The 25,929-nt window shown below is 68.2% G+C and carries 24 protein-coding genes and 1 other RNA gene; 18 read left to right on the top strand and 7 right to left on the bottom strand.

The annotated features are described in order from the left end of the window. Positions 1-15: 15 nt before the first annotated feature. From WEB29_10145 to WEB29_10105, 9 genes are all read left to right on the top strand, one after another. Positions 16-315 (top strand): hypothetical protein, encoded by a 300-nt coding sequence (locus tag WEB29_10145; protein ID MEX2137289.1) that lies wholly within the window; start codon positions 16-18, stop codon positions 313-315. Then, a protein-coding gene (gene prfB / locus WEB29_10140) for a peptide chain release factor 2 (protein MEX2137288.1) occupies positions 302-1,418 on the top strand; the annotation gives its coding sequence in 2 pieces (ribosomal slippage) (positions 302-367 and positions 369-1,418; 1,116 coding nt in all). Before WEB29_10145 ends, prfB begins: the two co-directional genes overlap by 14 nt. Positions 1,419-1,468: 50 nt before the next feature. After that, positions 1,469-2,155 (top strand): cell division ATP-binding protein FtsE, encoded by a 687-nt coding sequence (gene ftsE, locus WEB29_10135; protein MEX2137287.1) that lies wholly within the window; start codon positions 1,469-1,471, stop codon positions 2,153-2,155. Positions 2,156-2,158: 3 nt separating this feature from the next. Next, positions 2,159-3,052, top strand: a complete 894-nt coding sequence (locus WEB29_10130; GenBank protein ID MEX2137286.1) for a permease-like cell division protein FtsX — start codon at positions 2,159-2,161, stop codon at positions 3,050-3,052. A 78-nt stretch (positions 3,053-3,130) separates the two neighbouring features. Continuing rightward, positions 3,131-4,444: a S41 family peptidase gene (locus tag WEB29_10125; GenBank protein MEX2137285.1), complete on the top strand. Its 1,314-nt coding sequence runs from the start codon at positions 3,131-3,133 to the stop codon at positions 4,442-4,444. 198 nt (positions 4,445-4,642) lie between these two features. Continuing rightward, on the top strand, positions 4,643-5,101 hold the full coding sequence (gene smpB, locus WEB29_10120) for an SsrA-binding protein SmpB (protein ID MEX2137284.1): 459 nt from the start codon (positions 4,643-4,645) through the stop codon (positions 5,099-5,101). Between the two features lie 54 nt (positions 5,102-5,155). After that, positions 5,156-5,520: a transfer-messenger RNA gene (ssrA, locus tag WEB29_10115) on the top strand. Positions 5,521-5,670: 150 nt separating this feature from the next. Further along, on the top strand, positions 5,671-6,177 hold the full coding sequence (locus WEB29_10110) for a hypothetical protein (GenBank protein MEX2137283.1): 507 nt from the start codon (positions 5,671-5,673) through the stop codon (positions 6,175-6,177). 107 nt (positions 6,178-6,284) lie between these two features. Further along, positions 6,285-6,845, top strand: a complete 561-nt coding sequence (locus tag WEB29_10105) for a hypothetical protein (protein ID MEX2137282.1) — start codon at positions 6,285-6,287, stop codon at positions 6,843-6,845. Here the strand turns inward: WEB29_10105 and WEB29_10100 are convergent. From WEB29_10100 to rpmH, 6 genes are read right to left on the bottom strand one after another with little or no spacing between them, the layout of a single operon-like run. After that, positions 6,842-7,285, bottom strand: a complete 444-nt coding sequence (locus WEB29_10100; GenBank protein MEX2137281.1) for a hypothetical protein — start codon at positions 7,283-7,285, stop codon at positions 6,842-6,844. The two genes, WEB29_10105 and WEB29_10100, sit on opposite strands and share 4 nt — an antisense overlap. Positions 7,286-7,298: 13 nt before the next feature. Continuing rightward, positions 7,299-8,297 (bottom strand): RNA-binding cell elongation regulator Jag/EloR, encoded by a 999-nt coding sequence (jag, locus tag WEB29_10095; protein ID MEX2137280.1) that lies wholly within the window; start codon positions 8,295-8,297, stop codon positions 7,299-7,301. Further along, entirely contained in the window at positions 8,294-9,466 is a 1,173-nt protein-coding gene (locus WEB29_10090; protein MEX2137279.1) for a YidC/Oxa1 family membrane protein insertase, read from the bottom strand. Before WEB29_10090 ends, jag begins: the two co-directional genes overlap by 4 nt. Before the next feature lie 15 nt (positions 9,467-9,481). After that, positions 9,482-9,688: a membrane protein insertion efficiency factor YidD gene (yidD, locus tag WEB29_10085; GenBank protein ID MEX2137278.1), complete on the bottom strand. Its 207-nt coding sequence runs from the start codon at positions 9,686-9,688 to the stop codon at positions 9,482-9,484. Then, positions 9,685-10,005: a ribonuclease P protein component gene (rnpA, locus tag WEB29_10080; GenBank protein MEX2137277.1), complete on the bottom strand. Its 321-nt coding sequence runs from the start codon at positions 10,003-10,005 to the stop codon at positions 9,685-9,687. Before rnpA ends, yidD begins: the two co-directional genes overlap by 4 nt. A gap of 32 nt (positions 10,006-10,037) precedes the next feature. Next, positions 10,038-10,172, bottom strand: a complete 135-nt coding sequence (gene rpmH, locus WEB29_10075) for a 50S ribosomal protein L34 (protein ID MEX2137276.1) — start codon at positions 10,170-10,172, stop codon at positions 10,038-10,040. 329 nt (positions 10,173-10,501) lie between these two features. Here rpmH and dnaA point away from each other — a divergent pair, with 329 nt between their 5' ends. From dnaA to WEB29_10045, 6 genes are all read left to right on the top strand, one after another. Further along, positions 10,502-11,842, top strand: coding sequence for a chromosomal replication initiator protein DnaA (gene dnaA, locus WEB29_10070; GenBank protein ID MEX2137275.1), 1,341 nt, complete (start codon positions 10,502-10,504; stop codon positions 11,840-11,842). A 296-nt stretch (positions 11,843-12,138) separates the two neighbouring features. After that, entirely contained in the window at positions 12,139-13,287 is a 1,149-nt protein-coding gene (gene dnaN / locus WEB29_10065) for a DNA polymerase III subunit beta (GenBank protein MEX2137274.1), read from the top strand. Positions 13,288-13,321: 34 nt separating this feature from the next. Further along, entirely contained in the window at positions 13,322-14,500 is a 1,179-nt protein-coding gene (recF, locus tag WEB29_10060) for a DNA replication and repair protein RecF (GenBank protein MEX2137273.1), read from the top strand. Continuing rightward, entirely contained in the window at positions 14,497-14,847 is a 351-nt protein-coding gene (locus WEB29_10055) for a hypothetical protein (GenBank protein MEX2137272.1), read from the top strand. Before recF ends, WEB29_10055 begins: the two co-directional genes overlap by 4 nt. A 41-nt stretch (positions 14,848-14,888) precedes the next feature. Further along, positions 14,889-17,111, top strand: coding sequence for a hypothetical protein (locus WEB29_10050; GenBank protein ID MEX2137271.1), 2,223 nt, complete (start codon positions 14,889-14,891; stop codon positions 17,109-17,111). A 19-nt stretch (positions 17,112-17,130) separates the two neighbouring features. Further along, on the top strand, positions 17,131-17,661 hold the full coding sequence (locus WEB29_10045) for a bifunctional nuclease family protein (GenBank protein MEX2137270.1): 531 nt from the start codon (positions 17,131-17,133) through the stop codon (positions 17,659-17,661). 50 nt (positions 17,662-17,711) lie between these two features. On the opposite strand, the gene WEB29_10040 is transcribed toward WEB29_10045, so the two are convergent. Next, positions 17,712-18,464: a glycosyltransferase family 2 protein gene (locus WEB29_10040; protein MEX2137269.1), complete on the bottom strand. Its 753-nt coding sequence runs from the start codon at positions 18,462-18,464 to the stop codon at positions 17,712-17,714. Between the two features lie 116 nt (positions 18,465-18,580). Here WEB29_10040 and WEB29_10035 point away from each other — a divergent pair, with 116 nt between their 5' ends. The 3 genes from WEB29_10035 (at position 18,581) to WEB29_10025 (ending at position 25,609) form a co-directional block, all read left to right on the top strand. Continuing rightward, positions 18,581-23,275, top strand: a complete 4,695-nt coding sequence (locus WEB29_10035) for a phospholipid carrier-dependent glycosyltransferase (GenBank protein MEX2137268.1) — start codon at positions 18,581-18,583, stop codon at positions 23,273-23,275. A gap of 695 nt (positions 23,276-23,970) precedes the next feature. Continuing rightward, positions 23,971-25,155 carry a hypothetical protein gene (locus WEB29_10030; protein MEX2137267.1) on the top strand — a complete coding sequence of 395 codons (1,185 nt, stop codon included), beginning with the start codon at positions 23,971-23,973 and terminating at the stop codon, positions 25,153-25,155. Positions 25,156-25,273: 118 nt separating this feature from the next. Next, positions 25,274-25,609, top strand: coding sequence for a hypothetical protein (locus tag WEB29_10025; GenBank protein ID MEX2137266.1), 336 nt, complete (start codon positions 25,274-25,276; stop codon positions 25,607-25,609). Positions 25,610-25,929 lie beyond the last annotated feature (320 nt).

Here is a 25,929-nt window from a genome sequence, read left to right as displayed (position 1 = left end):
GCAAGAGGAGGCTACGTGAAGCAGCTGACCACCCCTCGTCGAGGTTCCGAGACCCTCACCTCCACCCCTCAGACGACCGAGCTGCCGCTGGTCACCCGCTTCCGAGACCCCTCCCTCCCCTACGAAGACCTCATCGTCTGCGAGCGCGACTGCATGCGCTGCAGCTACGCCATGACCCTCGACTGCGACGGCAACTGCGGCTCGTGCCCGCGCAAGGACTACTGTCCCTGCGTGAACCCGGCGAGGGTGCGCAGCAAGAGCGTGCGGTTGACGGAGATGGAGCTCCCCATGGTGTCGGCCCTTGGACGCAATTAAGGACGAGGCGCTCCGGCTGGCGCGCCTCGTGGCCGACACGGCGGTGCGCCTTTGACCTGCCCGCCAAGGAACTCGAGCTCGCGGAGCTGACCTCGCGATCCTCCGAACCCGGCTTCTGGGACGATCCCGCTGCGGCACAGACGGTGCTGCGCCGTGCCGATGAGCTGCGCGAGGAGATCGGTGCCTGGCAGGAGCTCGGCGCCCGAGCCGGCGCACTGGCCGAGATGGCGGAGTTGGCGGCAGCGGAGCCCGATGGAGGGGCCGAGCTGGCTGCCGACCTCGAGCGGGACCTCGCCGGCCTCAGCGCCGACTGGAACCGGATGGAGGGGCGTCTCCTGCTCTCGGAGCCCTACGACGAGCGGCCGGCGATCGTATCGGTCCATGCCGGCGCGGGCGGGACGGAGAGCCAGGACTGGGCGGAGATGCTGCTGCGCATGTACCTGCGCTGGGCGGAGCGAAACAAGTATCGGACCGAGATCCTCGACCAGACCGAGGGCGAGGAGGCCGGCTTGAAGAGCGTCACGGTCGCCATCGACGGTCGCTGGGCCTACGGTCGCCTGCGCAGCGAGCGCGGGGTGCATCGGCTGGTGCGCATCAGCCCGTTCGACTCTCAGAACCGCCGCCACACCAGCTTCGCGCTGGTGGAAGTGATGCCCGAGGTCCCCGAGGACGCGGCGATCGAGATCGACGAGCGCGACCTGAAGGTCGACACCTATCGGGCATCCGGGGCCGGCGGGCAGCACGTCAACAAGACCGACTCTGCGGTGCGCATCACCCACCTGCCAACCGGGATCGTGGTCACCTGCCAGAACGAGCGCAGCCAGATCCAGAACCGGGAGCGGGGGATGGCGGTGCTGCGTGCCAAGCTGGTCGAGCGCGCCGAGGAGGAGCGCGAGGCGGAGATGGCGCGGCTGCGCGGAGAGCACGTCGAGGCTGGCTGGGGGAACCAGATCCGCAGCTACGTGCTGCAGCCCTACACCATGGTCAAGGACCTGCGCACCGGCGTGGAGACCTCGAATCCCAGCGCCGTCCTGGACGGCGACCTGGACGCCTTCATCGAGGGCTACCTGCGCTCGCGGATCGGTGAGGTGGCGGCAACATGACCGACGCGCTGCGGCTCCCCTACGTGGCGGTCCCGGAGGCGGTCGAGCCGGTGATCAGCATGGTGGACGTCGGGATGACCTATCCCAACGGCAAGGTCGCGCTGGTCGACGTGAACGTGAGCATTCCCGAGGGCGATTTCGTCTTCCTGGTCGGCCCGTCGGGAGCCGGCAAGAGCACCTTCATCCGCCTCCTCATCCGCGAGCAGTTGCCCACGGCCGGCCGCGTCGTGGTGGCGGGCCGCGACCTGTCGACGATGCGGCGCAGCCAGGTCCCCTCGCTCCGGCGTCGGATCGGGATCGTCTTCCAGGACTTCCGGCTGCTGCCCGCCAAGACGGTGTACGAGAATGTCGCCTTTGCCCTGGAGGTGACCGGCGCGTCGAGCGCGGAGATCCGGTACCGGGTGCCGCGGCTCCTGAGCCTGGTCGGCCTGCACGAGCATGACGAGCACCTGCCGGCCCAGCTCTCGGGCGGCGAGCAGCAGCGCACCGCCATCGCGCGCGCACTGGTCCACGATCCGGCGATGCTGATCGCGGACGAGCCGACCGGCAACCTGGATCCCGTCACCAGCTGGGACCTGATCCAGCTCCTGATCCAGATCAACGCGATGGGCACCACCGTGCTGATGGCGACCCACAACCAGGAGATCGTGAACGCCATGCGCCGTCGCGTCCTGGCGCTCGAACACGGCACCCTGGTCCGCGACGAGTCCGGCGCGGCGTACGAGCGCGAGTACTAGCCGATGCGACTCGTGCGCTTCATCGCCTTCTCGGTGGTCCGCGCCTGGCAGGGCTTCTGGCGCAACGCGATGATGAGCCTTGCCGCGACCTCGACGGTTGTCCTGATGCTGGTCCTCCTATCAGGGCTGCTGATCGTGCTGGCCGGCCTGGACAGCGGGCTGCAGTACATCGAGAGCAAGGTCGGTGTCACCGCCCGCCTCCAGGACGATCTGCAACAGCCCGAGCTCGACGGCCTGCTGGCCGACATCCGGGCCCTGCCCGGGGTGAGCGAGGCCGAGTACATCAGTCCGGAAATGGCGCTCGATCGGCTCAAGGAGTTCTATCGCCAGCAGGGGCTGACGCTCGACCTGGGTGGCGCCCCGATCAGCCTGTACGCCAGCGTCGAGATCTCGCTGACGGATCCGAACTTCGCCGAGTCTGTCCAGGGTGCGCTGGGCGAGCGATCGGAGGTCGAACGCATCACCACCCGCCAGGTCGACTACGCGAAGCTCCTCTCGATCATCGGCTACGTCCGCACGGTCGGGTTCATCGCCCTCGCGCTGGTCGGCCTCACCGTGCTGTTCATGATCGTGAACATGATCCGGATCGCCGTCTACAGCCGCAGCGGCGAGATCGAGATCATGCGCCTGGTGGGGGCCAGCGACTCGTTCATTCGCTGGCCGTTCATCCTGGAGGGGATCCTGTGCGGCGTCATCGGCGCGGTCGTCACCATCATCCTGGTGGCGGTTGCCTGGGAGCCGATCAAGCCGATCATGGTGCGCGTCTTCCAGATGCCGACCGCGGTCAGCACGGACTTCCTGGCGGTCCTCTCGGCGGTCATCCTGGGCGTGGGCCTGGGGGTGGGAGCGGTGGGCAGCTGGATCAGCGTGCGTGCCAACCTGTCCTCGTCCACGTGATGTGCCGCAGCTGCGATAAGCGAAACATAATGGAGGCGTAACCGGGCGCCCGCCGGCCGGTGCTACACTCCGCCGCCGATGAGCGACCAGATCCCTGCCCCGCTGCCCACCACGCCGCCCGAGCGCCCGGCCGTTCGAGGCTCGTCCCCGGCCACGTGGATCGTCTCGCTGCTCCTGGCCAGCCTGCTTGGCTCGCTTCTCTTCGCGGGTGGCTACCTCGCCGCCGGCGGGGCGAGCCGGGATGGGACGTGCGCCGCCCCGACCGAGGCGTTCGCGGCCCTGTGCGAGGCATACGACAAGCTCAAGGAGCAGTTCGTCGACAAGCTGGACGACACGCAGCTGGCCGAGGGCGCCATTCGCGGGCTCTTCGAATACGGAGTCAAGGATCCCTTCAGCGGCTACATGTCCCCCGACGAGTACCAGCGTGCGCTCGGCTCGCTCTCGGGCGAGTTCACCGGGATCGGCGTCGAGATGTCGGTCAAGAACACCGAGAATCCCGATGACCTGGCGGCTTGCACGCAGCTCTCCGAGACCTGCGTCCTGGTGGTCGTGGCGCCGCTGGCCGACTCCCCGGCCGAGGCTGCCGGGCTGCGCTCGGGCGACATCGTGCTGGCGGTGGATGGCGAGAGCGTCAACGGGTCCACCCTCCAGGACCAGGTCGGCAAGGTCCGCGGCGAGCCGGGGACCAAGGTCACCCTGACGCTGCGGCGCGGGGAGCGAACGTTCGACCTCACCATCACTCGGGCGAAGATCGTCCAGCGTGAGGTCAGCAGCAGGATGCTAGCGGGCAAGATCGGCTACGTCGCCCTGCACGGCTTCAGCCAGCGGAGTGCGGATGAATTCCGGACGGCCCTCGGTGCGCTCCTCGACGACGGCGCCAACTCGATCATCTTCGACCTGCGGGACAACCCGGGTGGCTATATCGATGCCGCCCAAGAGGTCGCCTCGGAGTTCATCGGCTCCGGGTTGATCTTCACCCAGGAGTCGTCCGGCGGCGAGACGAAGCGCTGGGAGGCCAAAGCCGACGGGCTCGCGACCGATCCAGAACTGCCTCTGGCGGTGCTCGTGAACGGTGGAAGCGCATCGGCATCCGAGATCGTGGCGGCGGCCATCAAGGAGACCGGCCGCGGTGTGATCATCGGCCAGCCGACCTACGGCAAGAACACGGTCCAGGTCTGGACCGAGCTGGTCGACCACAGCGGCGTTCGGATCACCATCTCGCGCTGGTTCACTCCGGACCACGGCTCGGTCGCGCCGAACGGCGTGCAGCCGGACATCGCGGTCGAGGTTCCCGACGAAACACCGCCTGACCAGGACCCGATTCTCGACCGGGCCATCACCGAGCTGACGGCACCCGCCGCCTCTCTCCCCCGGATGCGGGCCGCCGCGTAGCGGGCATTGCATGGTGGCCGGCCGACTGCTAGCATCCCGCGCAACGAAAGGAGGTGGTGTGCAGTGAGTAGTTCCTGTCACGCCACCACCGAGGCGGTGCGCTAGCACCCCTTCGCGTGGTAGCGACGAGAGAGCCGGCCGATACGGTCGGCTCTTTCCTTTCTCGACCTCACGCAGGTTCCCCTCACGCAGGTTCCGATGCCCGATAAGACTGTCGCCGTCAACCGCCGCGCCCGCCACGAGTACGCCGTCGATGAGACGCTCGAGGCCGGCATCGCGCTGACCGGGACCGAGATCAAGTCCATCCGCGCCGGCCGCGTCAACCTCGCCGAGGCATACGCGCGGATCGAAAAGGGGGAGGCGTGGCTGATCGGCGCGCACATCGCCCCGTACGAGCAGGGGAACCGCAACAACCACGAGCCCACGCGGACCCGGAAGCTCCTCCTGCACCGGGACCAGATCGCCGAGCTGGTCGGGCGAACCCAGGCCAAGGGATTCACCCTCGTCCCACTCAAGCTGTACATCCGAAACGGGATGGCAAAGCTCGAGATCGGGGTGGCGCGGGGCAAGAAGGCGTACGACAAGCGCCGCACCATCGCCGAGCGGGATGCACGTCGCGAGCTCGAGCGGTCGACCAAGGAGCGCGTGCGGATGTAGCGGCGATCGAGCTCGTGGCAGGCCCGTGCTACCATGCATGCTCGATCGGTCCGTGGGGATGTCAGGTTTCGACAGGGCTCAGGGACCGGGAACTGCAGGTCGAGGTCGCCCGCATGGCCTCGTAAAACCGCGGGCAAGCCAGTAACTGGCAAGAATAGTTACGCTCTCGCCGCCTAAGTAGCGACGAGCGCCGACACGGCCCTCTCTCGCCGGGCCGTGAAGGCGTCACAAGGCGAGATGCGGCGCCGCCGACTCCGGTGAGTGGCGTCAAAGGGCCGCAAGGTCAGCCGGATAGCGAGCGGAGCACCCCGCCGGTCGGGGGCCCGCAGGCGAAGCTCGAAATAGGCCGGAAATATCTGTAGTACGTTCCCGGCGACTCGGTTCTGGACGGGGAGTTCGATTCTCCCCCATCTCCACCAACACTCCGCCGCCACGCCTCCTCCCGGAAGCAACCAGCCGGTTATGCGGTCGCATTCATCTCGCTGGGCGGCCTGTTCCCTGTGCTAACGTGCCTGCACGCGGCACGCCCAGATTCCTGCTCCGGCCGCGGGTGATGGAGGCGTGGGATCATGGATCTCTCCAAGCTCAGCGCATCGGAAAAGCTGGCGGTGTACGGTGCTGTGGCGACCCTCATCGGCGCCGTCGTGGCAGCATCGAGCTACCCCGGTCACTGGGGCGTGACCTGGCTTGGCGCGATCCTCGCGCTCGCGATGCTCGTCGTGATCTTCCTGCCCCAGATGTCGCCCGGCACCAAGCTCCCGGGCAACAAGGGGACCCTGATGGTCGTCGTCGGCGGCCTGGCGGCCCTGCTCATGGCATACGTCCTCCTGTCGACCTTCAGCTTCACATTCGAGGGCTTTGACCTCTCGTCGCTCCTCTTCCTGAGCGCCGTGGCCGGTGCCCTGGTCATGGGCTGGGCTGGCTGGCTGGCATTCCAGGCCGAGGGTGGCAAGTTCCAGATGGGCTCGTCCGGCGCGTCGTCCGCGGCGCAAGCGCCGGCAGCACCTCCTTCCGCGTCGCCACCCAGCGAGCCGCCGGTCGACGCACCGACCTACCGAGATGACGACCAGGCCTGATCTGCCTATGAAGCGGCCCCTGCCTGTGCTAAGGTCGCGGCCAAGCGGCACGCCCAGCGCGCTCCACGCATCGTCGCCGCGATGACATAGGGAGGCGTTTGACTCAGATGGACTTCTCCAAGCTCGGATCGAACGAAAAGCTGGCGGCAATCGGTGCCGTGGCAGCCATTGTCGGTGCGATATTGAGCTTCGGTGGCGGGGGGACGTTCACGCTGCTGACCGGCGTCGCCATGCTCATCGTCGTCTTCCTGCCGCAGTTCTCGCCGACCACGACGCTCCCGGGCTCAAAGGGCAGCCTGATGCTGATCGTGGGCGGCGTCGCCGGGATCGCAGCGGTCCTGTCGCTCCTCGCGATCCTCACCGTCTTGGGGGCGTTCGCCCTGTACGGCGGCCTGTGGTTCGTCGGCCTCCTCCTCAGCACCGCCGGCGGCCTCCTGATGGGCTGGGCGAGCTGGCGGGAGTTCCAGTCCGAGGGCGGCAAGTTCAATCTCGGCACGGCCGGCACAGCACCTCCGGCACCCCCCGCTCCCCCCGCTCCCCCCGCTGCACCGCCTGCCCCACCGGCCCCGCCCGCCGAGCCGATGTCGCCGCCGATGGCCGAGCCGATGTCAGACTCCATGAATGAGCCGATGGGCGGCGAGCGGTCGGAGGACGATCCGAGGGCTTAGCCCCCGGCGGCGATCTCCTGAGCCCGCATCGACAGGAGCTCAATCGGGTCGACTGTGCCGTCCCGCGCTGACCTGGCGGCCTGCAGCTTCTCGGCCACCGCATCCCCGGCGAGCCCGTCGTCGATGGCGTCCATCGCCTCACCCAGCAGCGCGTGGCGCGCCGGATCCGCCTCTGCCCCCATCACATGGCGCACCAGGGCGGACATATCCGACTGGGTGGCCTCGAGGTCCGGCGGTGCGTCGTCAAGGGCCTCGGCGAAGTAGGCGATCGCGAGCGCGAGGACAAGATCCTGGTCCGCGGAAGCGTCACGCATGGCGTCTACGACCTCCACCACGATGCGGCTCGCACCAGCTCGGTAGCCAAAGCCGATCCACGGGCCACCCACGTCGAGCCGTCCGATGGCGCGGACGGCATTCAGCGGCGCTGCGGCGCTCCCCATGATGATCGTCCGGCTATTCGACCTTGGTGGCAGGCAGGATCACGATCCGCCGGTTCGGCTCGACTCCAACGCTCTGGGTGCGAACCTGGGGGTTCTCGACCAGCGCCATGTGCACGATGCGGCGCTCGATCGCGGGCATCGGCTCCAGCTGGATGATCTTGCCCGTCTGGAGGACTCGCTTGGCGGCCCGATCGGCGACGTCGCGAAGCTGCTCCTCGCGTCGGCCGCGGTAGTTCTCGACATCCACCGCGATGCGGTGATACTCGCCTTCCTTCTTTGCCACGATCAGATTGACGATGTGCTGGAGGCTGGCCAGCTTCTCGCCGCGCCGGCCGATCAACACGCCCAGGTCCGAGCCGCGTACGTTGAGACGCGCCGTCTCACCGCCGGTCGCAACCTCGACCGTGCCCGGCACCTCCATCAAGCGCAGGAGCTCCTCGAGCACGCCCTTCGCCTCCGCCAGCGTGCCGCGCTCCTTCTCTGACAGCTCGTCGAGCGGCTTGCCGGGGATGAAGGGGGCGGGCTCGCGCGGCGGCCTGTCCTCGCGTGGCTCGCGTGGCGCGCGCGGTGGTCTCTCGCGGAAGGGGCGATCGCCACGCCCGCCGCGCGTGTCGCGGTCCGACCGCCCGCGCCCACCGCGGGATCGGCCCCCTGCATCGCGACGCGGAGGTGCCTCGGAGCGTCCGAGGTCGGCGAGCTGCTCGCTCATCGGCTCGCCCTCGGCGGGCTGATCGGCGCTGGGCAGGCTGGGTTCGCCTGCCGGCGCTATCGGCGCCATCGGCTCCATCGGCTCCGGAGGCTCGTGAGACGTGTCGCGCACCGTCTCGGCGGCCGCGACCGCGGACTTCGGTGCGGCCAGGATGCGTGCCTCCTCGCCTCCGACCCCAAGGATGCCGCGGTTCCCCTGGGACAGGATCTCGATGTCGAGCTCGGCGAGCTCCGCGCTGTATTCCTTCATCGCGGTGCGGATCGCTTCTTCGACGTTCTTGCCGGTGAACTCTCGGAATGTCATCGTCTTCGTCCTCGGCGTCTCTTCTTGGTCGAGCGGGACGCGGGGCGGCTGGTGCCACCCGGCGTGCCAGCGGGACGTGGGTTGGGCGGCGTCGCGGTGTTGGTCGCCGCCTTGTCTGGCTCGGTGGGGTCGCGCGCCGGTCGGCTGACGAGCCCGGTCTCCGGCGCAGGCGCGAAGCCCGGCTGCCAGCCGAAGAGCGGGAAGAGGTTGCCCCAGCCCATGATCCGGAACTGCTGCACGACCAGGTAGGCGGTGTACACGATCCAATACAGGATCAGGCCGCTCGGGAAGAGGCCGCCCCACCAGATCGTCAGCAGCGGGAAGAGGTAGGTCATGGTGTTGGTGGTCGACGAGGTGGGGTCGTCGGCGACCGGCTTGGGGCTGGTCATGCGGACCTGGATGAACTGCAGGATCCCGGCCAGAATGGCCAGGGCGGAGATCGTGAAGCCGAGGCCCGGGATGATGAACCCGAACTTGTTGTCGATTTGCGCCAGGTCGAGGTTCAGGAGCCACGAGACGTGCGTATTGATCGGCTCGATCAGCTTCAGAGGATCGATCAGCTGGCAGTTCAGGGGCAGGAAGCTCTTGAAGGGGTCGACCTCGAACTGCGCCAGGCTGCAGGTGGCACCGCTGCCGACAACCGGCGCCGCGTACTGGACCTGGGTGATGGCGCCGGCCGCGTCCTTGATGTCGGCGATCTTGACGATGCCGGGGAGCGCCGCCTGCAGCTGGCTGAAAGTGTCCGACGCCGCGTCCTTGACCGACAGCGTGACCACGTTCGAGGCGCGGATGAGCGCCTGGTAGAGCGCAAACAGGAGCGGCAGCTGAGCCACGACCGGCAGGCAGCCGGCGGCCGGGTTGACCCCATGCTCCCGGTAGAGCGCCTGCGTCTCCTCGGCGATCTTGGTCCGGTTGCCCTTGTGCTTGCGGTTCACCTCGCGGATGAGGGGCGCCATACGCTGCATCTCTTTCTGGGAGTTGATCTGGCGCACGAAGAGCGGGGCCAGCAGCGTGCGGATGACGATCGTGAAGACGATGATCGCGAGCGCGAAGTCGCTGAAGATGATCCGATACGACGCGATCAGCAGGTTGAAGAGGGGCAGGAAGAAGACATCCCACGGGGGCGTGAAGTGCTCTATCCCCAGGAACCCGGCGCCGATGAGTGTCAAGGTCTGGTGCTCTCTCTAGCGGACCGGGTCATAGCCACCCGGGTGCATCGGATGACAGCGGCCGATGCGGCGGGCACCCATCCAGGACCCGCGAAGGAGGCCGTAGCGCTCGATGGCCTGGTAGGTGTACTGCGAGCAGCTCGGCGTATAGCGGCAGCTGGGCGGCAGCCATGCGAAGAGCCGCTGGTACGCGATGATCAGCCCGAGCCCGATCTTCCTCATCCACCGATTCCCGATCGCTCGAGGAGCGATCGCAATGCCTCCCGCAGCTCCGAGTAGCTTGCTGTCCCTGCCTCCGATCGCGCGATCAGCAACAGGTCCAGGCCCCCTTCCGTGGCGTTCAGCTGCTCGCGGAGCAGGTCGCGCAGCCGACGCCTCACCCGATTGCGCTGGACCGCGCCGCCGAGCGATCGCGGGGTGCTCAGCCCGATCCTCGTCCTCGACCCCGAGGTCCGCATCGATCGCAGGACCAGGAGCCGACTGGAGCGAACCGTCCCGTGGCGACCAATCGCGTCGAAGTCCGCCTTGCGCCGAAGCATCTCAAGGGGCGGCACCTCGGTCCTCTACGCCGTCAGGCGCTGAGCTTCTCGCGCCCCTTCGCCCGACGACGGGCAAGCACGCGGCGACCACCCTTCGAAGCCATGCGAGCGCGGAAGCCGTGTTCCCGCTTCCGGGCGCGCTTCTTGGGCTGGTAGGTCCTCTTCATGAGTGCGTGACTGTCCTCGTTCAGCGGCGGCGATCGGGGTCGATAACACAAGAATGGCTGGCGTCTTCGCCAGCCTGACGCGATGGCCGTGTGGTGCGGCCCGTCTCGCTCTGCCCGGCGATTCTAGCGACGCGTCGAGCGGAGTGTCAAACCTCCAACCCCGGAGCGACGGCAACTTGAACTAATCCATTGCCGGTCCCGAAAGGGTGCTGCTACACTACCGCGACCCCCGAGGCCCGCGCCCATCTGACCGGGTCCCGTGCGCCCCGAGGGAGGTCCTCAACCGGTGCCGGAACGCCGCGGCTCAATCGATTGGGAGTTGGCTATCGATGGATGCGAAGCAGGTATGGCGTGCCGTCCTGGGTGAGCTGCAGGTCTCTCTTTCCCCGGCCAACTTCGAGACCTGGCTGAAGGACACGTCGCTCGTAGACCTCGACGAGAACCGCTATCGCATCGCAGCCCCGAACGGCTTTGCCCGCGACTGGCTCGACAACCGATATCGAACCCTGATCAGCCAGACCCTCGCCCGGGTGGTGGGCGGGTCGGTCCAGGTCGAGTTCGTGGTGGCCGATGCCCCCGGCCCGGTGCCCGCCCAGTCCGACGACCAGGCGCTCCCGCTCCCCCCGGCCTCGGCCGGCGGCAATACGGTCAACCTGAACGGGCGCTACGCCTTCAGCAACTTCATCGTGGGCAGTGCCAATCGCCTGGCGCACGCCGCGGCCCTCTCGGTCGCCGAGCGGCCCGGTCACGCCTATAACCCGCTCTTCCTGTACGGCGGCGTGGGCCTCGGCAAGACCCATCTGATGCACGCCATCGGCAACGCGGTGGCGGTCAAGTTCCCGCGCAAGCGGATCCTGTACGCGACCAGCGAGAAGTTCACCAACGACTTCATCAACTCGATCCGCGAGCAGAAGATGGAGGACTTCCGCAACCGCTATCGCCGCATCGACGTGCTGCTGATCGACGACATCCAGTTCATCGCCGAGCGCGAGCGGACGCAGGAGGAGTTCTTCCACACCTTCAACACCATCCACGAGGCAGGCAAGCAGATCGTCCTGTCCAGCGACCGGCCGCCGAAGGCGATCACCACCCTGGAGGAGCGGCTCCGCTCACGGTTCGAGTGGGGCCTCATCGCCGACCTGACGCCGCCGGACCTCGAGACCCGCATCGCGATCCTGCGCAGCAAGGCCGAGGACCAGCTGAACCTGATCCCGGCCGAGGTGATCGAGTTCATCGCGCGCAAGGTGGTGAGCAACGTCCGCGAGCTGGAGGGGGCGCTCAACCGGGTCGTCGCCTACGCCTCGATGTCGGGCATGCCGATCAACAACGAGCTGGCCAGCGCGGTCCTGTCGAACGTCATGTACAACCCCAAGAAGCGCTCCATCACACCACAGCGCATCGTGCGCGCGGTGGCTGACTACTACGGCGTCAACCTCGACCAGCTGCGCTCGTCGAAGCGCGACAAGGCGATCGTCGTGCCGCGCCAGATCGCGATGTACCTGATCCGCGAGGAGACCGACATCTCCCTGCTGCGGATCGGCGCCGAGCTCGGGGGGCGAGACCACTCGACCGTCCTGCATGCCTACGACAAGATCGCGCGGGAGCTGGCCGAGAATGACGAGATGCGCCGCGAGGTGAGCGCGGTGCGGGAGATGATCTACTCCGAGTGACGCCTGCCGTCCGTGGAGAACCTGGCCAGGACGGTGGAGAAATGTCGCTCGACGTGGACGAAGCTGCCGGGTCGCCGGACGCAGACGGGAGGGTTGTCAACCGGGTGGGGCGAGCCATCCACAGCAAGGGCTCACCACGAGGACGGATGCCCACCGACGGGAGGCTGTTATCGGCACCGCGGCCAAGCACGGACGTGCGTGACGATCCACATCGTCCACACGCCTACTAGGGACGGCTGCGGATGAGTATCCTTCTCTTGGTTTCATAGAGTGACGCACAGGCCAGTGGAGAACCAATGGTCGTCAAGGATGAGGTCGGAATGAACGTATCGGTCATGCAGGAGAACCTGGCGCGCGGCCTGGGGGTGGTGGGTCGAGCCGTCAGCAGCAGGGCCACCCTTCCGGTGCTGGCCAATGTCCTGCTCAAGACCGAGAACGCCGGCCTCAAGCTGACCGCCACCAATCTCGAGATCGGCATCAACTGCTGGGTCCCGGGCAAGGTGGCCGATGAAGGCGAGATCACGGTCCCGGCCAAGCTCCTGACGGAGCTCGTCTCGTCGCTCCCGAACCAGCGCATCGACCTCCAGTTCTCGGCCAAGGACCGAACGCTCAAGGTCACCTGTGGCGGGAGTCGCTCCTCGATCAAGGGGATCGAGGCCGATGAGTTTCCGGTCGTGGCCGCCATTGGCGACACGCCGATCAGCAGTGCGGACTCGCGGACCCTGCGCGAGGCCCTGGGCGAGGTCGTCTTCGCGGCGGCCAGCGACGAGAGCCGCCCGATCCTCACCGGGGTGCTGACCCGGCTGGCCGGAGACCGGATGACGCTTGCGGCTGCGGATAACTACCGCATCGCGGTGCGCAGCCTGGAGCTTGCCAAGCCGGTCACGCCCGAGATCACGATTGTGGTGCCGGCTCGCTCCTACGCGGAGCTGGTGCGGATCATGCCGGACTCCGACGAGTCGATCGAGATCACCGTGACGCCGAACAAGAGCCAGATCCTGTTTCACGTGAACGGGATCGACCTGGTCAGCCGGTTGATCGAGGGGCAGTTCCCCAACTACGAGCCGGTGATCCCGACCGGGCACACCAGCCGCGCCGTGCTGGACCGGGAGGCGTTCCTGGCCGGAGCGCGGCGGGCAAGCATCTTCGCTCGTGACAGCGCCAACATCGTGAAGATCGAGATCGGGGGCGAGGCGTCGGAGGGGGTCGCGATCACCGCTCATGCAGCTGATGTCGGAGATGCAGCCGATGCGCTGGAGGCCAGCGTCGAGGGCCAGCCGACCAGCATCGCCTTCAATGCGCGCTACCTGATCGACGTGCTGAGCAACCTGGGAGCCGAGCAGGCGGCCTTGGAGCTCTCCGGTCCGCTTGCCCCGGGTGTCATCCGCGGGGTCGGCAAGGAGGACTACGTGCACGTGATCATGCCGGTCCGGACCGCATCCTAGGGAGGGCCGCCAGGCTGGTGGCCGGAGCAGAGCGGTGCGCCTGACCCGACTCGTCCTCGAGGACTTCCGCAGCTACGCCAGCGCGGAGCTCCACCCGGAACCCGGCATGACGATCGTGGCCGGCCCGAACGGCGCCGGCAAGACCAATCTGCTCGAGGCAGTCTTCGTCGCCGTGACGGGGCGCTCGCATCGGGCGGGATCGGACGCCGAGCTGGTGCGCCACTCCCGGCCATTTGCCCGCGTCCGGCTCGACCTGTCCGACCCGCAGGGTGCCTCGACCTCGCGGGTGGAGCTGCTGATCCCCGCCGAGGACGCACCCCCCGAGATCCGCAAGCGGGTCACCGTCAATGGCCTGCCCAGGCGGGCCTCGACCATCGGCGATACCGTCCGCGTCGTCCTCTTCCGGCCGGAGGAGATGCTCCTCCTGGTGGGCGCCCCCTCCGAGCGCCGTCGGTTCATGGACGCAATCCTGGCGCAGCGCCACCGCGCGGCGGCACCCGACCTGGCCGAGCTGGGGCGGATCCTCGCCCAGCGCAACGCTCTGTTGCGTGCCATCCGCCGCGAGGAGGCGACGGCCGACAACCTCACCTTCTGGGACGAGCAGCTCGCGCTGGTCGGGGCGCGGGTGATGGCCGCGCGGCTGGACCTGGTGGCCGACCTCGCGGCTCGGATCCCCGGGCTGCATGACGCGGTGGCTCCCGTCGACGAGCGCGGCGAACAGGTTCGTGTCACCTACGCCGACACGCTCAAGGACGCCTGGCCGGAACGGCCCGCGGCGACCGCTGCGGCCCCACCGATCGAGGAGCTCGAGGCGGCCTACCGCCGACGGATCAGCCAGGCTCGGGAGAAGGAGCTGTGGAACGGCGTCTCCTTGGTCGGGCCACACCGCGACGACCTGCGGGTCGAGCTCGCCGGTCGCGAGGTGGCGACGCATGCCAGCCGGGGGCAGCAGCGCACGATCATCCTGGCCCTGAAGCTGGCCGAGACCGACCTGCTGGGGGCCGATGGCGCCCCGACCCCGATCGTGCTGCTGGACGACATCTTCTCCGAGCTCGACGCGGAGCGCTCCGACCGGTCGCTGTCGCTGCTCCTGGATCGAGGCCAGGTGCTGGTCACGATGGCGGACCTGGCGACCCTCCCCGCCGGGCGCAGGGGCGTCACGATCTGGCAGGCCGGTGAGGGACGCCTCTCGCAGGCGCCGCGCGTGGCATGAGCCGCACCGAGGAGGCCGCCAGTGCGGTGCAGCGAGCCCTGCTCGCCTGCATGGGTCCCGGTGCCGCCGAGCAGATCGCGCTGGCCCAGGCGCGGCTGGCGTGGCAGGAGGCGGTCACCGCCGCCGGGCTCGAGCGCGACAGCCTCTCGTCGCGCCTGATCACCGTCCGCGCCGGGACCGCCCAGGTGGAGGCGTCCGAGCCGATCCTCGCGCAAGAGCTCGGGCTGCGCGCCGAGGCCCTCATGGCGGCCACCAACCAGCGCATGGACGGGCGTCCGGGGGCGACGATCGTCCTCACCCGGGTCACCGTTTCGGTGGCTCGTTCGGGGGGTGGCCGCTCCCTATAATCGGGCCCGTCGCCGTCCCTCGCTCGAGTCCGGATTCCCCGATGAGCAACCGCCTGGCCACCCGCATCGGCCTGTTGGCCGGCGAGGAACGCGCCTCCGACGCGCTCGACCTGGTTCGATTTCGCGAGCCCACGACCGGGTCAGAGGTGCGCACCAAGGGCAGCCTCTTCCTCCTCGCGCAGGTCACCGGCGCCGATCCGGCGCTGGGCCGCGCCGCGGCCGAGGCTCTGGAGACGATCGAGCGCGACTACTACTACGACCTTTCCGCGGGCGCGACGGGAGCGATCAGCAAGGCGCTCTCCGCCGCCAACCGGCTCCTCTACCACCAGCGAACTCGGCTCGGGCTCACCCGACGTGGAGGGGTGAGCATCGTGGCCCTGGTGGTTCGTGGGCGGGAGGGGCACGTGGCCAAGCTCGGGCCAGCCGCCGCGGTCATCGTGCGGGACGAGCGGATGTTCGAGCTGCCGCCTCCCCCGTCCGTGGATGCGGAGGATCCGCGGGTCCGCGAGCGCCGGGTTGCCGACTCGCTCGGGGAGACGCTCGAGATCAAGCCGTACACCTGGGAGGGCGAGCTCGCGGCGGGCGACCGGGTGGCGCTCGTGTCGCGCAACGTGGCCCAGGTGGTCGGGGTCGACGAGGTGCAGCGCGCCCTGGCCACGCTCCGCCCGGCAGCAGCGGTCGAGCACCTGCACCAGCTCTTCCAGATCCGGGGCGGCCAGGGCTCCGACGGGCTGCTGGCGATCGAGCTGATCGAGCTGGCGGCGACGGCCGCCACCCACCAGCTCGAGCCGGTTCATCCGCACGAGGAGCTGGCCGGACTCCCGGACCGCAGCCCGGTCCCGCTGGCCGATGCGATCGGGCACCTTCTGCACCGGGGCGGCGATGCCATCGACGCCGGCCAGCGCGCGCTGGCACGCGGCCTCCTGGTGGGGGTCAACATGGCGCTCGCCTTCGTGCCCCGCCGCCGCGCGCGCTATCCGACCAGCATCCCCCGCACCGCGCTGCGCGAAGAGGGGCGTCGCCGCCGTCGCGGGCTGCTCGGGATCGCCGCCGTGGCGGCCCTGCTGGCGGTCGGCGCGAGTGTTGCCAGCCTCCCGAACCCGCGTCCGACCGACGCCATCCTGCGAGCCTCGATCGCGCGGGCCGCCATCGCCGAGGCGCATGAGCTGGTCGGCACGGTCGACGAAAGGGTCGACGGGCGGGACCTGATCGACCGCGACCCGACGCGTGCAGCCACGCTCCTGACCGACTCGCTCGCCGCCATCGAACGAGCCTCTGAGGCAGGCGTCGCCCCGGCCTCGCTCGACCCGCTGCGGGGCCGCATCGAGCGCGGCCTGGACACGATCTTCGCGGTGGGGCGCCTCCTCGACAGCACCACCGTGGCCGACCTTGCGGCCGCCTTCACCGCCACCGATCCGGTCGACATGGTGATGGCCAGCGACGGCTCGTTGTGGGTCGCCGAGGTCGGTCACGGGCGTGTGATCCGGGTGGATCCGGCGAGCGGGGAGGCGGCCGTCCTGTATCGGGCAGGACAGGACCTCGACGGCGTGACGGCCGGGGCCCCGTGGATGATCGCCACCGCGGCGACCGACGTGGTGCTGCTGGATCGCGCCCGGCAGGCGTGGCGCTTCGACCTCGTCGAGCAGGTCGCGCATCCGATCGGGCTGCCCGGCCTGGGTGCCGTCTCAACGGAGAGCCGGCTGCTGACCGCACTCCAGCATCGGCCACCACTGGAGATCTTCAACCTGTACCTGGTCGATGGGGGTGGGGGCGACGTGCTCAAGTGGACCCCTGGCGACGTGATCCCGGTCCGCTACCCGAGCCCACCCGAGTCGTACCTCGTCGAGCGCCCGGATCTGCCCGTCGCCCAGGCCCGCGACATGTTCGCGGATGCCAACCTGTGGCTGCTGCAGGCCCGCACCGTGACGCGCGTCAACTTCGGGACGCCGCTTGCGCAGGAGGACTATTCCCTCGACGCGCCGCCGGACGGGTCTCTCCGCCCCAACCTCGACTACCGCCTTCTTGACGGTGCGACGATCGGCGACCGCGAGACCTTCTACGTCTACGACGCGGCGCATGCGCGGATTCTCTCCTACCAGCGTGCCGACGGCTCGTTCCTGCGCCAATGGCTCGCGCCACGCAGCGGCGCGGAGGCCGCGCTGCTGGACGAGGTGCGGGCCTTCAGCGTTGCCTCGGTCGCCGACGGCCCACCGGTCGCGTACCTGCTGACGCCGACACGGATCGTCCGAGTCGTCCTCGAGTAGCCTCATCTAGAATCGGTCGGTGAGGCTGATCGAGATGGTCGTCGAAAGCGTTCGCGTGCACATGCTCTCGAGCCAGCACGTGGTCATCCTGAAGGAGTCCGACCGGGAGCGGTATCTGCCGATCTGGATCGGCCCGTCAGAGGCCAACGCCATCGCCATGCGTCTGCAGGGCCTCAACGCGGAGCGCCCGCTGACCCACGATCTGCTCGTCAGCATCGTGGCCGCCCTGAACTCCAGCATCAGCCGTGTCGTCATCACGCACGTGACGGACGGCACCTTCCACGCGCGGCTCTACGTCGAGACCGCCGACGGCGGGGAGGCCGAGATCGACTCCCGGACCAGCGATGCGATCGCGGTGGCGGTGCGCACCGGGTCGACCATCTACGTGGATGAGCGGGTCCTCGACGAGGCCGGGGTGGAGCCAGACCGCGCCGAACCCGGCGACGTGCACGATGAGAGCCTCGCCATCTTCCGCGAGTTCGTCAACTCGCTCGACGTCGACCTGGAGGGTGGGGAGAAGGGTCCGCCCAGCGAGGAGCAGGGGGCCTGACGGCCACAGCTGCGCCGGCCACAGCTGCGCCGGCCTCAGACGCGGCGGCCTCAGACGCGGCGGCCGAGAACCTCGTCGCGCTTCGTCCACAGGTCCCAGCGCAGCCTGGCCAGGTCACGGAAGGTGCGCAGAATCTTCTTGAAGCTGGCCCCGGTATTGGTGCCGGCAGCGCGGGGGAAGTGATTGACACCGACCTGCGCCGTGCGGACCCCCCGCGCACGCAGCTTGATGAGCAGCTCGGCCGACAGGAACGGCCCCTCGGCATCCAGGCGCAAACCCTCGAAGACCTCCCGCCGGAAGAGCTTCATGGCGCAGTCGATGTCGCGCACGCGCAGGCCGAAGGCGACCGACACGATCGCGTTGTAGGTCTTGGCGATGAAGATGCGGTGGAACGGGTCGCGACGCTTGATCCGGAAGCCGATCACCGCGTCGACCGGCTTCCGCTCGTCCGCCAGCCGCTCCAGGAGCCGGCTCATCTCGCGCAGGTCGAACTGGAGGTCGCCGTCCGAGAAGCAGATCAGCTCGCCGCGTGCCTGCTCGAAGCCCGCCTTGATGGCCCCGCCGTAGCCGCGGTTCGGCTGGTGGTGAACCCGCACGCGCGGGTCGGCCGCGGCCAGGGCGTCGGCGAGCGCCGGCGTCTGGTCGGTCGAGCCATCGTCGATCGCCAGGACCTCGATCGAAGGGACCACCGGACCGATCTGCGAGAGTGCCAGCCCGACGGTCCGCGCGATGTTCTCCTCCTCGTTGTAGGCCGGGAAGAAGAAGGTCAGGCGCGGCCGGGCGGAGGGCTCGGAATCGGTCACGGTCGGTACCCTAGCGCAACCGACCGTGGTTCGGGGGCGTCCGAAACCCGGATGTATACTCCGGCCCACGTTGGCGTACGACACACCCAGGCGCCGATAGCGAGGTGCCGTCACCGATGACCCGCGACTCCGTCAGGGAGCGGGGCGCGAGGCCAATCGAACGCGGCCTGCCGCTCGATCCCGCGACCCTGGTCGTCATCCTGATCGTCCTCGGCGTGCTGCTGCGCGCCGTCATCGCCGGGCCGTACCTGCCGTTCTCCGGCTTTCGCGTGGACGTCGGCGACTTCGCCATCTGGGCCGCCCGCATGTCCGCCCAAGGGCCCGGCCAGTTCTACCAGCCCGGCTACCTGGCGGACTACCCACCCGGCTACATGTACGTGCTGTGGCTGCTCGGGGGCATCGGCGAGCTGCTGCGGCCGGTCTTCGGGCTCTCGATCACGCCGGGCCTGGTCAAGGTGCCGGGGATCCTCGGCGACGCTGGCGTCGCCTGGCTCCTCTTCCTTTACGCGCGCCGCTACGGAGACGGATGGCTGGGGTCGTGGAGCGGCGAGCGGCTTGGCCTGGTGGCGGTTGTCATCTATCTCTTCAACCCTGGAACCATCTTCGACTCCGCGGTCTGGGGCCAGGTCGACTCGGTCGGCACGCTCGTGGTGCTGGCGACGCTTTACATGCTCGCTCGCGGCTGGACCGAGGCCGCGGCGGCTGGCGCCGTGCTCGCCATGCTGGTCAAGTTCCAGTTCGGCTTCCTGATTCCACTGGTCGCGGTGGTCGGCATCAAGCGCCATCTCTTCGGCCGCTCATCCGACCCGGATCAGGCCGGCCGAGCGGATCCGATCAGGATCCTCACCTCGCTGGCGACCGGCCTCGGCACTTTGGTCCTGGTCATCCTGCCCTTCCGCCTTGCCATCTGGGCACCCGCCGATCCGAACCTGAGCCTGGTCGACCGCTTCATCGCGGCGAGCAACACCTACAAGGGCCTGACCATCAACGCCTTCAACCTGTGGCGCAACCCGTGGACTGGCCTGGGCGATGCGTACCGCTGGGGCTGCGACACCCTTCCGCCCACCTGCGCCGATGGATCGGGCATCGCCTTCGTGATTGGCTCGACACCGATCAGCTGGCAGCTCGTGGGGGCAGGCCTCTTCGGCATCGCCGCCCTGGTTGCGCTGTGGACCGTCGCGCGCCGCGACGACCCCGCCGGCATCCTGGTGTGCGCCCTGGTGCTGGCCGTCGCCTTCTTCGCGCTGCCGACCCGCGTGCACGAGCGCTATCTCTTCCCGGCGCTGGCGCTGGCCGCCCCGCTGGTGGCCCGATCCTGGAAATGGGCGGCGCTCTACTTCGTGCTGACCCTCTCGTTCTTCTCGAACGTCTATTGGCTCTACACCACCGACTTCTCGTTCGCCGGCGGCGACCATCCCATGAACCCGGGCCTCTTCCGTGAGCCGATGCCGCGCGACCCGGTTCTGGCGACGGTCGTCTTCAACGACACCGGCATCTACCTCCTCTCGCTGATGATCGTGATCGCGCTGGCCTGGCTGCTGGTCCGGGCGGCGGAGATGGCGCTGGGCGTCCGGCAAGAGGGAGGGGTGCAACGCGCGCGGACCGAAAGGGGGCCGCTCGTTTCGGCGCCCGTGGCTGCACCCGCGGTCACGCCCGAGGGCGCCGCGGCGCCTCGGCGATGGCGCCTCCCCGCCGGGCTGCGCCGCGATCCGACCTACGTCGAAGAGCCTCGGCGACGCCTGGACCGGCTCGACCTGCTCCTGCTGGCGACGCTGATCCTTGCCGCCTTCCTGTTCCGGCTGTGGCGCCTGGAGCTGCCGCGGCACACCCATTTCGACGAGGTCTACCACGCGCGCACCGCGACCGAGTGGCTGGCCGACTGGCAGGAGGGCTGGACCCGTGACACGTATGAGTGGACTCATCCGCCGCTGGCGAAATACCTGATCGCCGCCGGGATCTTGGTGGCGGACCCCAACAAGGTCGTCGGCGGGACCGATCTCGAGGCCCCCGCCACGGCCATCGCCATCGCTCCGCAGCGGACGGCGCAGACCCGACCGAAGTCGATCGTCTTCACCACGGCCGGAGACGAGGTGATCACGGCGCGGGAGGTGCTGACCGGCGAGCAGGTCTCTTCCTGGAGCGCCCAGGGCCCGGTGGCCAGCATGGCGTATGACGAGGATGGCGACCGGCTCCTGGTGGGGCTGGCTTCGGGCGGCGCGGTGTCCGCCTACGACATGACCGCCTTCCTGGGCCAGCTCGGCGAGCGCGGTCCACCGCCCGGCGTCGCCCAGATCGAGACCGGCCTGGCGGCGGTGACGCAGATCGTGGTCCCCAACGGAGAGACGGTGATCCTCTTCCTCGGACCCAACGGGATCGTCGAGATCGAGCGGGAGACGGGCGTCGAGCTGGCCAGCTCCGACCTCGTGGCGACCGGAGTCGGCTACGTACCGGGGGGATCGGGCGAGGTCGCCGACCCGCGGGTGGTAGCGGTCGACCGGGCGGGCTCGGGACTGATCGTGCTCGACGGCGGCACGCTGAGACCCGAGACCGACGTCGGCTCGGATGGCAAGATCGCGCTTCCCTCGACCCCGGTAGGCCCGCTGCTGGTGCAGGGGAGCGGCAAGAACCTCCAGGTCTGGGTCCCCCTCGGCCCGCTGCCGGCTGACGACGAGCACGGGCCTGTCCTTGGCGGGCTCAGCGTCTTCGATGAGAGCGCGCAGCTGATCGACACGGTCCCGCTGCCAGGTCCGGCGGTGGCGATCGGCTGGCAGCAGGTGGCCAACATCGTCTACGTCGCGGGGGTGCGGGAGCGGACGGATGAGCCGGTCGTATGGGCCGTCTCGCCGCTTGGCAACGGCGGCACGCAGAGCGCCGGCTTTGCCGCCTTCGACACGACCGTCCTCCCGGGCGAGGCCCTGGCCATGGCCTTCGACATCTCCGACGAGGCCCAGGGGGACGACCATGGCTTGCTGCTGGTCTCGACCGACGAGGGAGCTGGCGGACCAAGCCGGCTGGTGTCGATCGACGCGGGCAGCAATGCCTTCGCCTGGCGCCTGGCGGGGATCGTATTCGGAGCCGCGCTGGTCGGGATCATCTACCTGTTCGCCGCGACCCTCTTCCCGCGCCGGCGCATCGCGGTGCTGGCGGCCCTGTTCGTGGCCTTCGACGGGATGAGCTACGTCATGAGCCGGATCTCGATGAACGACATCTTCGTGGCGACCTTCATCTTGGCCGGCTATGCGCTCTTCTGGCAGGTCTGGTCAGGCCGATGGGCGCGCAGCGCCTGGTGGGCGCTGCCGCTGGTCGGCGTCCTGATCGGCCTGGCCGCGGCGAGCAAGTGGGTGGGTTGGTACGCGCTGATCGGGCTGTGGGTGCTGGTGCTGGCCCGATCGCAATTCGGCAGATTCTTCCTGGTGGCGGGGATCGCCTTCATCACGGTCGTGGCGGGCTTTGGCGCCCCGTGGCCGTTCCTGGTGGTGTGCTTCCTGGCGCTTGCCGTGGCGCTGCTGCTGGTCTGGCGGCGGCCGATTCAGCTCTCGCCGATGGACATCCTGGCGCTCCCACCGATCGGGGTGGTGGGAGGGGGGATCGGCCTGGCCTTCGCGATCGCCTATTCGACCGTGGAGGGTCGGGAGCCACGCAGCGCGGTCGAGTTCCTCTTTGCCTTCCTGGCGCGCGGGGCGCAGGCCGCCTGGCCCGCCTGGATCATGTTGGCGGTGGCGGGTCTGCTGCTCCTCGCTCGAGCGTGGCGCTCCCTCCGGGAGCCGAGCAGCGACCGGCGCTGGTACATCCCCGGCGAGATGGCTGGCTTCGCCTGGCCATGGGTCGGGGCCTGCCTGCTGGTGGTTCCGCTGCTCATCTACTTCGTCGCCTACATCCCGTATCTCCAGCTGGGGCACGGCATCTCGATCGAAAAGCTGGGCCCCGGCTACGGCTGGTCGCTGGACGAGATGCAGTCGCAGATGTTCGGCTACCACTTCGGCCTGCAGGCCGGGCATCCGGCCGCCTCGCCGTGGTGGAGCTGGCCGCTCGACCTGAAGCCGGTCTGGTTCTACAGCCACTCGTACGACAACCGCGAGATGGCGGTCATCTACAACGGCGGCAACCCGATCCTGTTCTGGGCCGGCATCCCGGCCATCCTGTGGTGCGCGGTGCAGGCCTGGCGTCGCCGATCGCTCGCCCTCACCCTCCTCGTCGCCGCGTTCGTGCTCCAGTACCTGCCCTGGACCCGGATCGAGCGGGCGACCTTCCACTACCACTATTTCACCGCCGTCCTGATCGCCATGATCGCGGTGGCGTACGTGGTGGACGAGGGCCTCCGGACGTGGGCCTATCGGTCCCTGGCGATCGCCTTCCTGGTCCTCGCCGTGGTCGCCGGGCTCCTCATCTTCCCGCTCGGGTCCGCGCTCGCCATGCCGGACTGGTACATCAACGCGGCCCGCGCCCTGGCCCCGTGGAACTACGCGTTCCAGTTCCCCGATCCGCCGCAGGGCCCTCGCGGTCAGCTGCTCAGCGCCGACAGCGTCAAGCTGGCGATCGGCCTGGTCGTCTCGCTGGGTGCGGCAGCCTTTGCACTCTTCGGGCGAGACTTCATTGCCGCTCGGCGAGCAGCCGCGAGCAGCGTCGGCTCGGGGTCGGATACTTCAGGCTGGGCGGCTCCGGATCGCTCCGTACAGGAGGATCACGCCGAGCATGACGAGCCGCAGCGGCCAGAGCCGATCGAAGTCGACCCCGGGCAGGTACTCCCGCGCGAGGAAGTACAGGCCGAGCCCGATCAGGATCAGCCCGAAGATCCTCGACCCGCTCCCTGAGCGGCGCTCTGTGCGGTGCGGCTGTGCATTCCAGCTCGTGACCGGATCTGCGCCGGCTGCGGCCGGCTGACCCACGGCGGTGTCGGCCGGCCCTGGCCCGAACGGCACAACGATCCACATCACGACGTCCAGGTACTCCGCGACGCCGCCCGCCACGTATGGCACTTCCCAGGCGGCGGCCCCCGCAGCCATCTTTGGGATTGAGGGTGAAGCTTGCGGCATTCCCCTCGAGACAAGGATCGAGAAGCCGATGGCGACCAGGATCAGCGGCCAGAGCCGCCACGCCCCGGCGAGGAGGTTCTGGTCGAAGTAGCCCCGCTGTGCCGCCAGCGCGACGGCTCCCCCGGTGGCGAGCGCGAGGGCCCCAGAACGTGTGGAACCTTAAGGATGACGAGAAGGCCGGGATTGCTCGGCGCACGATCGCAGACTCAAGGACAAGGATCTGACACTAATTCCATTCCTCGTTGCGCAGGCTGTGCAAAAGCGGGGACTGTGGCTCCGCTCCATGATCATCTGGTCGAAACAGCGCCCGCTCCCGGATGATGAAGATGGGCAGCTGCTCCGTGAAACTCGCGCCCACATGCCAGAGCCTGTCTTGGACCGCCCGGTAACCGGCCATGAGTACATCTTGCTGTTCGCCAAGTCCAGCACCTACGACTACTACTCGAACGCCCTCGCCGGTAAAGGAGCAACCCGTGCGACTACTGCGAGTGTTTGCTGCGGCAATCTTCGTCGGCGCCGCGCTCAGCAGCCCTGTGTCGGCGAACCACGAAACCGACGACTGGTGGAGTTACGAAGAATACGACGTGTATAGCTACCCGTTCACCCGAAAAACCACGGACGATTCGTTCAGGGCGCGGATCTACATGATTTGGAACTCCACCAACGCGCCCCACCAGCGGACAAACCAAGCCAACGGCATCAAGTTCACCATCGACCAAACTGACTTTAATCACAACGTCGAAGCCTATCTTTTCGGCACCACTATCCTGAACCCGTACACGGATCTCGATGACGACAACGGCGACTCGAAAGACGACGAGGCCGAGATCGTCTCAGAAAGCAATTCGTTCCCCGCTGCGAACACGTGGTACTACAGCTCCGTCCGTTGGTCACACTCGTACACCTACTACGTCAACGGGAACCAGGTCTGCTGCAGGTACGACCCCGATGGTGGGCACCTCGAGTACTTCGAAAATCTCTCGACGGCGGGTTGCCCGTTCTTCTGCGACAAGTGGGATACCCACTGCTGCAACACCCCTCTGCCGAACGACACCGACACCTACTATCCCTCCAACTCCCAATTCGCCGCGATCGCTCCCCCCGAATCGGCGCCCGCGACACAGGATGTCGCGAGCCTAAGAGTCGCGAATGGAAGGCCTTACACAGCGACTCTTGCCGCTGATGGGGATGTGCACCTCGCGGCGCAGTTAGGCAGTGGCCTCATTTCATATGCTCGCGGCACGCGTGAACTCGCACGCACCACAAGTAACCTCGGGCCTGCCGACGGCGTGGTCACATTCGCATACCCGCTCACTTGGAGCGAGTTCTTAGACTTCGAAGCGCTCGGCGTTTCGGTGGCGGATCTGGAATTCGTGACCGAGCCGGATGCCAATGGCCTCAGAGTGACATATGTCATGACGCGGCCAGGGGCGAATCCCGAATGGGTCGATGAGGAGGCGAGCGAGGCCAATGTCGGCGTCATGGGTATCGTGTCAGCCAATGTGACCGTGCCCGACCTCGCGACGCTTGAACGCTTGGAGGCGAGCGGCTACGTGTATCTCGTCGACTTGTCAATCGCAGATTTCAAGCGGCAGAATCCAGGCGTGAGCGACGTCCTGCAGAATGACGTCTACTGGTCCCGGGCTGGCTGGCAATAGGGGGTTAACCGTGGGCCGTCACGCAATCGCAGGGACAATCCTTGTTTTCGCCTTTGGACTAACCGCGTGCGCACAGATTGGGAGCCCCGACCTAGCCAGCGGCGCCGCGGACGACTTCATGCGCGCGCTGGCTACCGGCGACACCACGACTGCTTGGGAGCACCTGACAGCCAAGACTCAAGACGTTGTTTACGACAACGATATGGCGGCGTTCGTGGACGATATCAAGAGTGTCGATTGGTCCGAGCTGACGTGGCAGGTCGGGCAGGTCAGCGATTTGGACATCTCGTGGGGCGTACGCGTGGAAATCAAGGGATCACCGGTTCCGACGTTCCTGCTGGAAAGGAGACTTGCTGGCGGGCAAGCAGGCGATAGCGAGATCATTTTGCTCGTGCAATTCGCCTCGCGCGATGACTATCTCATCGCCGGTCAGAGCCTAGACGAACGACTCTAGTCCGGCTCAATAGGGGAGGAGATCTGGCATGGATAGCTTCCCGAGCGGCGCACCCGCGAAGGCGCTTGCCGATATCGCCACGCTGCGGGCAGCCCTGGACGCCTCCTCGATCCCACCCAAGACCCTCGACCGCAATTCTGTTGATTGCGACGTGGAACGTGCGCGCTTTCGGCAAGGTCCTGCCCAAGTGGGAGAGTGCCGCCGGGGATTCGCCACGCCGCAATCTGCGCGACATGCTGTGCCTGGCCCGCACGGATGGGCGCAGTTTCAATGAACGAGAGGCGACCCTAGCTGAGATGAATGGGGAAAGGCCACTTGCG

The sequence above is a fragment of the Chloroflexota bacterium genome (genome assembly GCA_040902225.1).
GTDB lineage: Bacteria > Chloroflexota > Limnocylindria > QHBO01 > QHBO01 > CF-167.
This window is presented reverse-complemented; position numbering and strand designations above follow the sequence as displayed.